The organism is Ruegeria atlantica, from assembly GCF_947495585.1.
GTDB lineage: Bacteria > Pseudomonadota > Alphaproteobacteria > Rhodobacterales > Rhodobacteraceae > Ruegeria > Ruegeria atlantica_G.
This window is the reverse complement of sequence record NZ_CANLZK010000001.1, coordinates 160,518-174,066: the sequence shown is the minus strand read 5'-3', so window position 1 is coordinate 174,066 and position 13,549 is coordinate 160,518. Positions and strand designations below refer to the sequence as shown.

11 protein-coding genes are annotated in these 13,549 nt (G+C 57.0%); 7 read left to right on the top strand and 4 right to left on the bottom strand.

Annotated features, from left to right (window positions below; all coding sequences use genetic code 11):
• Nucleotides 1-45: 45 nt before the first annotated feature.
• Nucleotides 46-876: a peptidylprolyl isomerase gene (locus QMP16_RS00825; RefSeq protein WP_282150881.1), complete on the top strand. Its 831-nt coding sequence runs from the start codon at nt 46-48 to the stop codon at nt 874-876.
• The gene (locus tag QMP16_RS00820; RefSeq protein ID WP_282150880.1) at nt 873-1,874 is read left to right on the top strand and encodes a HupE/UreJ family protein; all 1,002 of its coding nucleotides are present in this window, start codon (nt 873-875) and stop codon (nt 1,872-1,874) included. The genes QMP16_RS00825 and QMP16_RS00820 overlap by 4 nt, the downstream gene beginning before the upstream one ends.
• Before the next feature lie 12 nt (nt 1,875-1,886).
• Here QMP16_RS00820 and QMP16_RS00815 read toward each other — a convergent pair whose 3' ends face one another.
• Nucleotides 1,887-4,994, bottom strand: coding sequence for an ATP-binding protein (locus QMP16_RS00815; RefSeq protein ID WP_282150879.1), 3,108 nt, complete (start codon nt 4,992-4,994; stop codon nt 1,887-1,889).
• A 291-nt stretch (nt 4,995-5,285) separates the two neighbouring features.
• Between QMP16_RS00815 and QMP16_RS00810 the strand changes: the two genes are divergently transcribed.
• Entirely contained in the window at nt 5,286-6,623 is a 1,338-nt protein-coding gene (locus QMP16_RS00810) for a serine hydrolase domain-containing protein (protein WP_282150878.1), read from the top strand.
• Nucleotides 6,624-6,654: 31 nt separating this feature from the next.
• On the opposite strand, the gene QMP16_RS00805 is transcribed toward QMP16_RS00810, so the two are convergent.
• The 3 genes from QMP16_RS00805 to QMP16_RS00795 form a co-directional block, all read right to left on the bottom strand.
• On the bottom strand, nt 6,655-7,437 hold the full coding sequence (locus QMP16_RS00805; protein ID WP_282150877.1) for a hypothetical protein: 783 nt from the start codon (nt 7,435-7,437) through the stop codon (nt 6,655-6,657).
• A complete protein-coding gene (locus QMP16_RS00800; protein ID WP_058274775.1) occupies nt 7,434-8,714 on the bottom strand; it encodes a hypothetical protein in 1,281 nt (426 codons plus the stop codon). Before QMP16_RS00800 ends, QMP16_RS00805 begins: the two co-directional genes overlap by 4 nt.
• Nucleotides 8,715-8,843: 129 nt before the next feature.
• A complete protein-coding gene (locus QMP16_RS00795; protein WP_282150876.1) occupies nt 8,844-9,512 on the bottom strand; it encodes a TetR/AcrR family transcriptional regulator in 669 nt (222 codons plus the stop codon).
• A 68-nt stretch (nt 9,513-9,580) separates the two neighbouring features.
• Between QMP16_RS00795 and QMP16_RS00790 the strand changes: the two genes are divergently transcribed.
• From QMP16_RS00790 to QMP16_RS00775, 4 genes are read left to right on the top strand one after another with little or no spacing between them, the layout of a single operon-like run.
• Nucleotides 9,581-10,936 carry a flavin-containing monooxygenase gene (locus QMP16_RS00790; RefSeq protein ID WP_282150875.1) on the top strand — a complete coding sequence of 452 codons (1,356 nt, stop codon included), beginning with the start codon at nt 9,581-9,583 and terminating at the stop codon, nt 10,934-10,936.
• Nucleotides 10,933-11,847 carry a bile acid:sodium symporter family protein gene (locus tag QMP16_RS00785; RefSeq protein ID WP_282150874.1) on the top strand — a complete coding sequence of 305 codons (915 nt, stop codon included), beginning with the start codon at nt 10,933-10,935 and terminating at the stop codon, nt 11,845-11,847. Before QMP16_RS00790 ends, QMP16_RS00785 begins: the two co-directional genes overlap by 4 nt.
• Entirely contained in the window at nt 11,832-12,770 is a 939-nt protein-coding gene (locus QMP16_RS00780; RefSeq protein ID WP_282150873.1) for an SDR family oxidoreductase, read from the top strand. The genes QMP16_RS00785 and QMP16_RS00780 overlap by 16 nt, the downstream gene beginning before the upstream one ends.
• Nucleotides 12,767-13,546, top strand: a complete 780-nt coding sequence (locus tag QMP16_RS00775; protein WP_282150872.1) for an SDR family NAD(P)-dependent oxidoreductase — start codon at nt 12,767-12,769, stop codon at nt 13,544-13,546. The genes QMP16_RS00780 and QMP16_RS00775 overlap by 4 nt, the downstream gene beginning before the upstream one ends.
• The last annotated feature ends 3 nt before the right edge of the window (nt 13,547-13,549 follow it).

Here is a 13,549-nt window from a genome sequence, read left to right as displayed (position 1 = left end):
GTCAACCCCGCCCGGCAATTTTGCGACACGACATTGAGAACCCGCATGCAAATTCTAAAACAGCCTTTATTCCATTTCATTTTAATCGGGGTTGCCATTTTCGGCTGGTTTGCATGGGTTTCTCCGCAACAGGACATCGTTGAAGAAACCGACACGATCACAGTCGATGGTAACGATGTCGCCTTACTGAAAACACGTTTCCAAAACAGCTGGAACCGCCCACCGACGGAAGACGAGTTACAGGCCCTGATTGACGGGGCGATCCGCGAAGAAGTTCTTGTGCGCGAAGCACGCAAGCTGGGTCTGGATCAGGGTGATCAGGTCATCCGCGCACGCCTGGCGCAGAAGATGGATTTTCTAACTGACGCAATTGCCGCTTCGATCGAGCCCGAGCCCGAAGTGTTGCAGACCTTTCTGAACGAAAACCCGGAACGGTTCACCAAACCGGCACAGATCGCTTTTGATCAGATCTACTTGAACGAGAACGCTGATCTGGATGCCATCGAAAGCGCGATCGAGGCTGCAAACACTCAGCAGGACTGGAGCAGCATCGGATCGACAACTTTGCTTCCAAAGTCCATGCCTCTAACAGTAGTACGAGTGGTGGACGCAAACTTCGGCACTGGCTTTTCGGCGGCTCTGAATTCGTTGGAGCCAGGCAACTGGTCCGGCCCAGTCCGATCCGCATATGGCATCCACGTGGTTCGTGTTACGGACAAACAAGACCCCATATTGCCAAAGCTGGAAGATATCCGCGATACCGTTTTGCTGGAATGGCGCCGCGAAGCCGGGTCGGACCTAGCGCAGGCGCAATATGAAAGCCTGGCGTCGAATTACCGGGTCGAAACACCCGACATGGACAAGGCGGTCGAATGAAGCGGCTCTTTTGCCTGTTATTCTCGGGCTGGCTGATGTTCGCCGCACAAGCGGGACATGCACATGCGCTTGACCCCGGCTATTTGGACCTGCGGCAATTGGCGAGCAACACCTGGCAAGTGCTATGGCGCAAGCCAGATGTGAATGGCCGCCCCATGGATATCGATGCCGTTTTGCCCGCTCAGTGTGCCCAACGCCGAGGCGTAGAACCACAGTCTGATGGCACCGCGTGGATTGCGACCTGGGTGGTCGAATGCGAGGACGATATCGCCGGTCACACCATCACCATTGAAGGGCTGGAGCAACAACGAAACGACGTTCTGCTGCGCATCCAACCTATTTCGTCGGAACCATCCACTTTGCGGTTCACACCCGAGACGCCTGCTTTGATCATTCCAGAACAGCCAACGACCTGGTCGGTTCTGAGCAGCTACTTCCGCCTTGGGTTCGAGCATATTCTGGAAGGTTGGGATCACCTTCTGTTTGTTTTTGCACTATTTGTGCTGGTGCGCGACCCATGGCGGTTGGTCGGGGCGGTTACCGCCTTTACCGTCGCGCATTCCATTACGCTGGCGCTTGCCACGCTGGGCGTGTTGAACGTGCCCGGCCCACCGGTCGAAGCCGTGATCGCCTTGTCGATCGTGTTCCTCGCTCTGGAAATCCTCAACCGAAAAGACGGTGAGCTGCGCCTGTCCGAACAATATCCCTGGATCGTCTGCTTTTGCTTCGGTCTGTTGCACGGGCTGGGATTTGCCGGCGCGCTGGCCGATATCGGAGTTCCAACCGAGGATATCTTCGCCGCACTGCTGGCCTTCAACATCGGGGTTGAGGCCGGTCAACTTTTGTTTATTGCCGTTCTGTCGGCCCTGATCTTGGTGTGGCGCCTTACGCTGCCCGCAATTTCCCAAAGGGCTGGCGTAGTCGCCGTACCCGTCACAGGATATGCCATCGGCTGCGTGTCGATGTACTGGTTGGTTGAACGCGTCAGCGGGTTCTGATTGGAGCGACCGCTACTTCGCGGCCTCTTGCTGCTGCAGTAAACGCGCCTGAACCCGGTCCGTTTCCACCTGAGCCCAGCCTTCGTTGGTTAGTTTCTGGTGCTTGCGTGCCTCGAACAATACCTGCTGGGCACCCTCGGGATCACCGGCTTTCAAAATCAGCTCGGCGATTAAAGTCAAAAGGAACGGTTTGTAGTTCCCCGCACCGCTGTCCCACCAGGCCTCGGCCGCCTGACGTACCGCGCTGATGTTGTTTAAAGTCGGCACATCATAAGCAGTCGCCCAACTGCGCCACAGATTGGCAGTAACTGTCATGAAGGTAAATGAGTGCTTCTCGGACACGTCTTCAAGCTGTTGAGCGGCCTTCAAAACATGATCCGGTTCACGACGCAAAGTATGCAACATGCAAAGATAGGTCAGCGCCTGGGCGATACTGTGGGCATGCTTTAGGTCCTTGGCGGCATCGACGGCCCTTCGCTGGATATCAACGGCTCGGTCAGGATCGCCTTTCAACCACAGCGCCATGCTTAAAAAACAAGATGTTATCGCTGCGTGGTCGGATCCGTAGACATAAGCAAGCCGTCCATGCAGATCGGGTTGATAGAGGTCCATCGCCAACTGTAGATGTTCATGCGCCGCGTCCAGATCACCGATATGCAGCAAGACCGCCCCCATCGCGCGATGGGCAATCATGACATGATGCGCCTCGTCAGACTGACCTGCCAGATCGAGGATTTGCCGCGCTGCGTCCTTTGCCAAATCATATTCGGCCCGCACCAGATGGAACGAATAAAGGCCATTGAGAACAGGAAACAGGTTCTCGGTCTCGTCCAAGCGGTTGCACAGCTTTCGAATTCGGGCATAGACAGCGCCCGTTTCGTCGGCGGCAATGCCAGCCGTCGAACGGGTCACGCCCGCGCGAAGCACTTGTATCTCGACTTCTTTGCGGTCACGTTCAACGGTGCTTTCCAATTCGTGCAACTGCTGTATCGCATGTCCCAGCTGGGTCACCGCTTCGACATTCGCAGAGCGCTCGGCTGCGCGTTGACCTGCAAGGTGCCACTGTTCGATGGCCTCGCGGGGCATTTTCGCCATGGTGTAGTGGTGCGCCAGAACTTCGGGGCCTGCATCTGCGTGACTATGCGTTCTGTGATGCAAGGCCTCTGCTACGCGCGCATGCAACCCGCGGCGTTCGCTTTTCAGGAGGCTGTTATAAGCCGTGTCACGAATAAGAGCGTGACGGTAGGCAAATGTCTCTTCTGCCTTTTTCTGCGTCACGGTGACAATGCCCGCGTCGACCAGCAGATCCAGACCCGCGCGCAACGCCTTATCACCAAACCCGGACACGCCGGAGATCAATTGATAGGTGAAATGCGGACCGATCACGGAACCGATTTGTGCGACTTCCTTCGCCGAACTTAAACGGTCCAATCGCGCCATCAACGCATCCTGTAACGTGCTGGGGACCAAAGGTGCAGGACCGGGCGCGCCATCCAACCCAAGTGCATCTGACCGATCGCCCAATTGACCAGATTCCAGCAAATCTTTTGTCACCTCTTCAACATAGAGGGGAATACCGTTCGTCCGCCCCGCGATCACGCCGAACATTTCAGGCGAGATCGGCTTATCCCCAGCCACCTGATGAACAATCTCGCGGACCTGCGCGAAATCCAACTGCCGGAGAGGGACATGAGTGACGTTGGGCTTGGCGGCCCAATCCGGATCAAAAGCCGTCCGGTACGTCATGACGATCAGAACCGGTGCGTCCTGAATTCTGTCCACGATCCGGTCAAGCAAGGTTTTCGTCGTCGGATCAATCCAATGCGCGTCTTCAATGAGGCACAGTATGGGCTTTCGCGCGGCCCGTGCAATAAGCTGATCGGCTAACATGTCCAAGGTCTGATCCATGACTTGCTGTGGCGTCAGATCCAGCGAACCAAGTTGGTCTTCGAATGGAACAGACAAAAGCGCCGCTGCCAGCTTCACGCTGTGGTCAGGCGGATCTTCCAGATGTTTGGCAATTTTCCTGAGCCGGACACTCCCTGTATCATCAGCACGCAGGTCCGCAGCGTTTTCAATCTGACGGATTACAGGGTAGAGCGCACTTGTCTCATGATATGGTGAACACTGAAACCGCACTTGCAACGCTTCTGCCTTGGCAACACCCAAACGCAGCTCTTCGATCAAGCGGGATTTACCGATACCTGCTTCGCCGGATACCAATGCGACCTGCCCCTGGCCTGCCCGGGCCAGCGCCAATTTGCTGCGCAGAATGTCAAACTCCGGGTCGCGTCCAATCAACGGGCGCAACGCGGTACTGTCCGTCGTCATGAACCGGCTGATCGTCTCTCGTGTTCCGGTGACCTGCCAGGCCTCAACCTCTTTCGCGAAGCCTTTGAGTTTGAACGCACCGCGCAAAACATACTCGAACGCGTCGCCTGCCAGTTGGTGCGTGGTCGGAGCGACGATCAGAGTGCCCGGATCGGCCATAGCCTGAAGGCGCGCTGCCAGGTTTGGCGTTTCGCCCATGGCGGTGCCGTCTTCGAACATGTTTTCACCGCGCAGGTCACCGACAACGACCAACCCTGTCGCGATCCCTATCCGCACTTCGAGCTTTGCGTGGGTCCGAACTTCCGGCATTTCCTGAATGATCCTCAGCCCCGCACGTATCGCGCGTTCGGGGTCATCCTCATGCGCATGCGGAAAGCCAAAAAAGACCATGATGCCATCGCCGTAATAACTTGCGATATGGCCGTCATACGCAGCCACAGCCGCCGCGCAGGTTTCCTTGAACAGGCGCAGAACCTCGGCCAGATCCTCAGGGTCCAAGCGCTGCGCGATCTCGGTGGACCCGACGAGGTCGATGAACATGACAGTCAACTGCCGCCGTTCGGCAACGATTGTCGGGCTGAGGGTCGAATGTAGTGACGGAACGCCAGCCCCGGATTGTTCGCGCAAGGCTTTTGCAAACCGTCGCCTTGGCCCAAGCGGCAGTCCAATTGCGACAAGATCGTCTTCTGTCAGCTCAGGCAGATCACCCACCACTATTTCATGACGGGCGAAGGCCTCAGCGTATTTTGACAGGCCGTTTTTTTCCAGCCAGATCTCGATTTCAGACATGTAATCGTTTCATTTGCGTCAATCCAAACAGGGCTCATTCAAGCGAACCTTCCCTGATCGCGCCCAGGATATCGGAATTGCCGGTTCAGTTACCGGCGTGACCCACGAGGCTTGTCACCATCAAGGACGACCCCAAGGCTTTGGTCAAGTGAAACGGAAAGGCGGGTCCACAGTCGAAATTGGGCAGAACGAACGCTACGGAATGGTGGCAACCAAAGACGATACGCTCTTAACTCGGACAAAATCCGGAGACAAACGGGAGGGGGCCGGTACGACCGGTTCAATAATCGATTGATCATCAAAGCGCTGAAAATCGTCACAGGCACGATTATTCTGGGTGTCGTCGCAGTTATGGGCTATCTGCTGATCGCCCCGCCTGACCTCTTAAAGGTTGGGACGAACTATTCGGCCAAGATCGTCTGTTCCAACGTCTTCATTGCCGGGCGCGACCCGGAAGAAGTTCTGACCGTCGATGTTCAGGCCCCGGGGCATCCACTGCTTAAGCAGATCTCGATCGACGTGGACGCCGAAGCCCAAACCGTGACGGCACGGATTTTCCGGTTCTTTGCCCCCGCGACCTCGCAATATCGCGAGGGGCTTGGCTGCACCAATGTTCATGACGCGACGCTCAGCGACGCGACCCTGACCGCGATTGAACCCTTGCCCACTGGAATCTGGCCCGTCGGTAACGAAGTTCAACTGTCACAAGATCCTGAAATCGCGCGTGTCCTGGCGGATGGCACCCTTCTGGGCGAAGGGTACCGCGCCGTGGTTGTCGTGCGGGATGGGCGTATCGTTGGCGAGACCTATGCGGAGGGGTTTGATGAAAACACGCCTTTGCTTGGGTGGTCGATGACCAAGACAGTTACTGCGGGCCTGATCGGTACCCTGATCAAATCCGGCCAGATGTCGCTGGAGGATACGCTGACCGACAGTTATCCGGACTGGACACAGGACGGACGCAAAAACATCACCCTTAAGGACATGCTGGCCATGTCCAGTGGCCTGCAATGGAATGAGAAATATGGCGACGTCTCGGACGTGACCAAGATGCTGTATCTTAATGATGACATGGCAGATTTTGTCTCGGGCCGCCCAGCGGAAAGTGAGATTGGGGCGGATTTCAACTACTCTTCGGGGACAACTACGGCCCTGTCGCGCGTCTGGCAGGACAAACTGACCGATGGCAGTCTGACCTATCCACAAGAGGCGCTGTTCGAACCATTGGGCATGACATCCGTCGTACTCGAGACCGACGCGGCAGACACGTTTGTCGGGTCCAGCTATATGTATGCCACTGCGCGCGACTGGGCGCGTTTTGGGCAACTGCTATTGCAGAAAGGCGAATGGAACGACCAACAAATCCTGCCCGAGGGTTTTACGGACTGGATGTTTGAGCCGGTTGCCGCATCTGACGGAATGTACGCCAAAGGTCATCTGTGGCTGGATTCTCCGGGTGGGTTACCACCCTATGAAGATGCCGTCTGGCTTCAGGGGCATGACGGGCAGTTTATCGGCGTGTTTCCATCCCAGGACATGGTCGTTGTGCGGCTGGGTCTGACACCCTCCCGGCACGGATATTCCTCGTTGCCGCTGGCCGAGGCGCTCATCTCCGTCTTGCAGGATTGATAAGAAGGACCCTCGCGTCGGGTCCTTTTTGCTATTCCAGAATTCGCGTTGCAATACCGGTGCTTGTCAGCTCATCTTCTACAAGGGCATAGATCTGATCCGGCGGCGTGTTCAGAGAATACAACATCAATGCAGGATCGACACCCATGTCGATCAGATGCTGCATCGTCTCGCCCTGCCCTTTCTGGATGCTTTCAACGGCAAAGACCACGGGGATCAGGCGCGGTTGGTCATAATAATGCTGATGAAGTCCGACAATGCCTTGCAGTGACACGATACGCGCGACCCCACCTGCCAGAATATATGGACAGGCGGACATGCAGACCGCGCCGGGCAGTACGGCCGATGACAACCCGGCCTCGCGTATCTGCGCGCCGATCAACAAAGCTTCGGACACTTGGCCGCCCGGGCTGTGCAGCGCGATCAGGTCGGGTTGTTCTTGCATCTCGGACAAATAAGTATCGAACCGATCAGCATCACCTGTTTCGATCTGACCGCTCACCAGAAGAACCCGACCCAGATCACCGGTTTGCTTTTCAGTAAATTCCAACCGCGTGGGAAAGCTCTGAGGCACCGGCACATCCAGCGGTTGGTCCTGCGGCAACAGCGACGGATCGGTGCGGTCGGTGCGGTACTCGCGCCGCTGATCCCCAGGTGAGATGGGGCCTGTCGGCAATTCAACCCTTGGCGTGAACGGGTTGGAGACAACGTCGGCCACATCCGACAGGATCAGAATACCTGCGATCACCAGCTGGACCAACAGCACGTATCGCAGCCCCCTGCGCACATCAATTCGGGACAGGAAGCCCATCATGTTTCGTCTTTTTTCGGCGTGGCGCGATCAAGAATTGCGGCATCTGCGACGCCCATCGTTGCCTCGACATCTTTCATCGCATTCATGGCCGCGCGCAGGTCAGACAGCGTTAGCGTATCCTCAATGCTCATACCGTCCTTCCCGCTTCGGATAGCGGCTTGGGTGATCGCCAGCACGAACACAAGAACGGCGGGCAGCAGGTCGATTGCGATGGCTCCGGCCCAGGACGGCACAAAGTTGTGCGCATACTTGATCACCGCATCTGCACTGGAAATGGGATTATAGGCCGTCTCAATTGGCGGCTCGATCTCCAGAACCTCTTCAGCAGCGGTCCGAAGGGTTTTGCCACGCTGATCAAGTGCGTTCAGGACCGAGTTGATGGTCGATGACTGGGCATCGCGCACCTCGGAACTGCGCCCATCAAGTTCGGGCAGCACGACCGACGACGGCAAATCCCCGGCAGCGCGCGCAACAAGCGGCGCCACGTTGTATTGGTTCAGACGCGAAATCACGCCGGCCAGCTTGACGCTTTCTTCGGAAAACTGAACCGACCGGCGATCAACCGGCCCCGGGGCAACGGTAAGCTCACGCATTCGGGCGAGGATTTCGTTGCCCTGCTGGAACGCATCTTCGATCAGCGGCTGTTGATTGGCGATCTGCTCTTCCAGATTACGCAGCTCTTCGGCCTTTTGGGTCAGCACGCGAAACACTGCCCCACGGCCCGCCGTGCCCGAAAGATCACCGGATTGCTCCAGCTCGGCCAGTTCTTCGAAGCTTTGACGCGCGCGTTCGACCTCGCGCCCCAGCGCCTGACCGCTGAGTGCAATGTCGTGCGCCTGCTCAAGTGCAGCCTGGTAGTCACGCACCGTGTTTTCAAGGTGCTGTTCGACCGCAGCCGCGCCGGCCAGGGCAGCAGCGTTAAGCCAGCTGGACATCGCGATGATTGCAACGGATCCAACGATCGTCGAGACCGTCAGGCCTATGAAACCACTGGCCGTGCGCATCGACGGCAGTAAGCGCAGCATATAGCTCCAGAACACAAAGATGCCGACGGACACTGCGATCGAATAGGCGACCGCTGCGAAGAAGGTCACCGCGCCATTGTCTTCCAGCAATGATGAAACGCCCAGGTAAGTGTAAATACCTGAGGCTATGGCCAAAACACCCAAAGCGGCGGGCGTGAACGTGTCCAACCACGCTAGATGCGCCTCAAGCTCTTTGGCCGTCCGCAGACCCCTCGCCTCCTCTGCAGTCAGGCGGTCCCTTTTCTCTGTCATGTCACCCCACGCTCCAAATCGTTAATCTTTGTTAATCACTAGATAATAACGCACGGGACCATTTGATATGGTCCTATGCGTAACTTCAAGTTGAGCGGGTTGGGGCGAAGCTGTTTGATGGTCGCTGGATTACCCGGACGGATCCAAAACACCGGTGAGCCCAGCATGACAGAACTGCAACAGGTTCCGGATTGCACCCTCGGCGTCGCGTTTTTGGTCAGGGCCGGAAAGTGCCCTGATCCGCCATTCCGACGTGCACAACGCCAGCATGGACGACACCGAAAAAACCAGCGCCCCGGCGACGTTCGCCGGGTCGGCCTCGGGGTATTTTGTGCACAGCTTTTGGACGACCAGCGAGGCGACGGGATCAAAATGGGTTTTCGCCAGCGTATGCCAACGCGCATCAGCGGAAACTATCGCCACAATTCGCGCATAGGCCAGCCATTGGGGATCATTACTGAATGCGCGGGTCAACAACGGCCTCATGAAGGCTGACATCAGGTCCGCGGCGTCCCAATCGCCGCACTCCTCCAATCGGCTGATGGTTTCACGGCGCTCTTGCGATAGTTCACTGGCGCGACGCGCAACGATGCGTTCAAAAAGCTCATCTTTTGGACCGCCGTGAAAGTTCACGTTGGCCTTCTGAACCTGCGCCCGTTCGGCGATGTCGCGAATCGAGGCACCGTCGAATCCCTGCTCGGCAAAGACCAGTTCCGCAGCGTCAAGAATACGTTCTCGTGCAGCAATGGATCGCTGCGAAGGCGCCCTTTTTCTTTCTTTTACAGCGTGTTGTGCCATTTCAAAAACTAATTTGCCTTATTTCGAACGATCGTTCAAGATAAATAGTGTCGCAGGAGGAGAAACGAATGGAACAGGTGCAAGTCGGAGTGGGCCAGCCGGTCACGGTTAAGGCCCGCCCGGAAGAGTGTTTTGCTCTGATCGGAGCTGGGCCCATGGGTCTGGCAATGGCCAAGACACTTGTCGAGCAGGGAGTGCCATTTCAGGGATTTGAACTGGCTGATGATGTGGGTGGCCTGTGGAACATCGATGCCCCTCGGTCTACGATGTACGAGACCGCCCACCTCATATCGTCCAAGAAAATGACCGAATTCACCGACTTCCCTATGCAGGAAGAAACGGCGGAGTATCCATCACATCGCGAGCTCAAGACGTATTTCCACGACTTCGCAAACGCATTTGACCTGTACCAGCACTATCACTTTGGTGCCGAGGTCCTGAGTACCACACCGCTGGATGCAGGCGGATGGGAGGTGAAATGGCGTGACAAGGCAGGCACTGAGCACTGCCAGATTTTTGCGGGTATCCTGATCGCCAACGGCACATTGTCCGAACCCAACCTACCGAAGTTTGAGGGAGAGTTTTCAGGCGAGCTGATCCACGCCTCGGACTATCGTTATCCGACGCAATTCACAGGCAAGCGGGTTCTGGTCATCGGGGCCGGAAACTCGGGCTGCGATATCGCGGTTGACGCCATTCACCACGGGCAGTCCTGCGATATCTCGATGCGCCGGGGGTACTATTTTGTACCCAAATACGTCTTCGGTGTTCCGGCCGACACGATGGGCGGGAAGATCAAACTGCCCATGTGGCTGAAACGAAAGGTCGACGGTGCAATCCTGAAATGGTTCGTGGGTGATCCGCAGAAATATGGCTTTCCCAAGCCAGATTATGCCCTGTACGAGTCCCACCCCGTCGTCAACTCGCTGATCCTGTTCCACGCCGGGCATGGCGATTTGAAGGTGCGCCCTGACATTGAAAGATTTGACGGCAAGACCGTCCATTTCCGTGATGGCACCAGTGCTGAATACGACATGGTTCTGGCCGCGACCGGATATAAACTGCACTACCCGTTCATCGATAAGTCACACTTGAACTGGCAGGGCGACGCCCCGCACTTGTACCTGAACTGCATGCACCCGACCCGCGATGACCTGTTCGTCCTAGGTATGATCGAGGCGTCGGGCCTAGGGTGGCAAGGACGGCACGAACAGGCCGAGATGGTGGCGCGCTATATCGCGGGACTGAGATCCGGAAACTCTGCCGCAAAGGTCATTCACTCGACCAAATCCCAAAAATTCGAACGTGCGACCGGCGGCATGAACTATATCGACCTGCCCCGAATGGCCTATTATGTCGACAAAGCGACCTACCGCGGTGAAGTGACCCGACAGATCGCGGCGTTGAAAGCGGCCCAGTCATGAACGGGATCGACGATGTCGCGCTGAACTTCGATGCAGGCAACCTAAAGCTGCTGAACGTCATCCTTGCCGTCGTGATGTTTTCAATCGCGCTGGATCTTAGGATGGATGACTTTCGCCGGATCCTGCGCGGACCGAAACCGTTGCTTGTTGGCCTGGCATCCCAGTTTTTGGTTCTACCCGCACTCACCTTTCTGATGCTGCTGGTGGTCAATCCACTACCGTCGGTCGCGATGGGGCTGATCCTTGTAGCGGCCTGCCCGGGTGGGAACATCTCGAATTTCATGACGCACCGTGCTGGCGGAAACGTGGCGCTTTCGGTGTCGATGACAGCTTTCGCAACCGTCGGCGCGATCATCATCACGCCCGCTAATGTTGCGTTGTGGGGGAATCTTTACGCCCCAACACGAGAAATCCTGCAAAGGACAGAAATCGACCCGGTCGCAGTGGCCATTACGGTCGGCTTCATGCTGATCCTACCGCTGATCCTTGGCATGCTGGTCAATGCGCGCTTCACAGCCGTCGCCGATAAAATCCGCCGCCCGATGCAGTGGCTCTCGATGGCGATCTTCATCACTTTCATCCTGGTGGCGCTCGCCGCGAACTGGGGAATTTTCCAACATTTTGCGACCGCGATCATCGGAATCGTCATCCTGCATAACGCGCTGGCTTTTATGGGCGGGTATCTGACCGCGACGGCCGCTAATCTGTCGGAACGCGACCGCCGGTCTGTCACAATCGAAACTGGGATTCAGAACTCGGGCCTTGGCCTCATCCTGATTTTCGCCTTTTTCGGAGGGCTTGGCGGAATGGCGGTGGCCGCCGCTCTTTGGGGCATCTGGCACGCAATCTCGGGGTTGGCTCTGGCCGCCTTCTTCGCAAGACGAGAGGTGCCCGAATGCGCCACATCCTGATCACCGGAGCTGCGGGCTCGGTGGGCACTGCCCTGCTGCATCGGTTGGGCGATCGTGCCGACATCACGATCACCGCAACCGATATTCAAGAACCCGCCAACTTGCCGAAAAATGCACGGTTCGTACGAATGGACGTCACCGGCAACGCGCCTCTCAACGTCATTCTGGCTGAAGAACCGGACACCATTGTTCATCTGGCGTCCATCGTGACCCCCGGTCCGAGCTCGACCAGAGACCATGAATATCAGGTTGATGTCGAAGGTACTCGAAATGTGCTGAGTGCGGCGATTGCCGCCGGGGTCAAGCGTCTGGTGGTTACCTCTTCGGGGGCCGCTTATGGGTATCATGCCGATAACCCGGTTCCCTTGCGCGAAACGGATGCGATACGAGGCAATCAGGAGTTTGCCTATTCCTGGCACAAGCGGCTGGTCGAAGAAATGCTGGCCGAAACCAGACAAACCACGCCCGGTCTCGAACAGGTTGTTCTGCGCGTGGGCACTGTGCTGGGGCCAAAGGTTGAAAATCAGATAACAGCCCTTTTTCACAAACCCCGTCTGCTGGGGCTGAAAGGATCAGACAGCCCGTTTGTGTTCATCTGGGATGAAGATCTGGCCGATATCCTGGTTCGTGCGGCGACTGACGGGCCTGCCGGTGTTTTCAACGTTGCCGGCGACGGCGCGCTGACCATCTCACAGATAGCATCACAGATGAGCAAACCGTTGCGTCGGCTATCTCCGGCGGTGGTCAGGGCCGCTCTGACCATTGCCCGCCCGCTGCGCCTGTCGCGTTATGGCCCAGAGCAAGTGCGTTTCCTTCTGTATCGCCCTGTATTGAACAATGCCGCGCTGAAAGGCGAATTCGGCTATCACCCCAAATTCACGAGTGCCGAGGCGTTCGATCGCTGGTGGGAGGCTACCAAATGAAACCAACCGCTGTCATTACGGGAGGAGCCGGAGGGCTGGGCCGTGCATTGTCCGCCGCGCTAAGGGCCGACGGTTGGCATACCGCATTGATTGATTTACCGGGGCAAGAACTTGACGCGCTTGCCAATCTGGATGACGTCAGCACCTATGCCTGTGATCTGACCGACGCTGATCAATGCAAAGACACCTGCACCCGGATCATTGCGGCAAGAGACTCCATAGATCTGGTGATCTACAATGCAGGTGTCTCGCAGATTTCCGCGTTTTCGGACAGCGATATGCGCTCGCACCGAAACTTGTTCGAAATCAACTATTTCGCTGCAGTTTGTTGCGCTCAGGATTTTCTGGACGCGGTCAGGAAAGCCAAGGGTACACACCTCGCGATCTCTTCCGTTGCAGGTTTTGCACCCCTCATTCATCGAACCGCCTATGCAGCCAGCAAACACGCGATGGAGGGGTTCTTTAAGTCCCTTCGCGCCGAGGAATCCGCCCACGGGGTTCGCGTTTCCATCGCCGCGCCATCCTTTGTGGCGACCAATATCGGGCGACCGGAGGCCGCAGACGCTGGGTTCGTTCGTCCCGGCTCAGCCTCGGATGGTATCGACTACATGGAGCCGGAAGCGGCGGCGCAGGTAATCTTGCAAGGTTACCGGCGACGTAAAGACTACATCCCAGTCGGGCGGATCGCACAGATCGCCAATCTGGTAAACCGTCTGGCACCAAAGCTCTATTTCCGTCAGATGATGCGGACGGTAGGTAAGCGACGAACGCCCTGACCT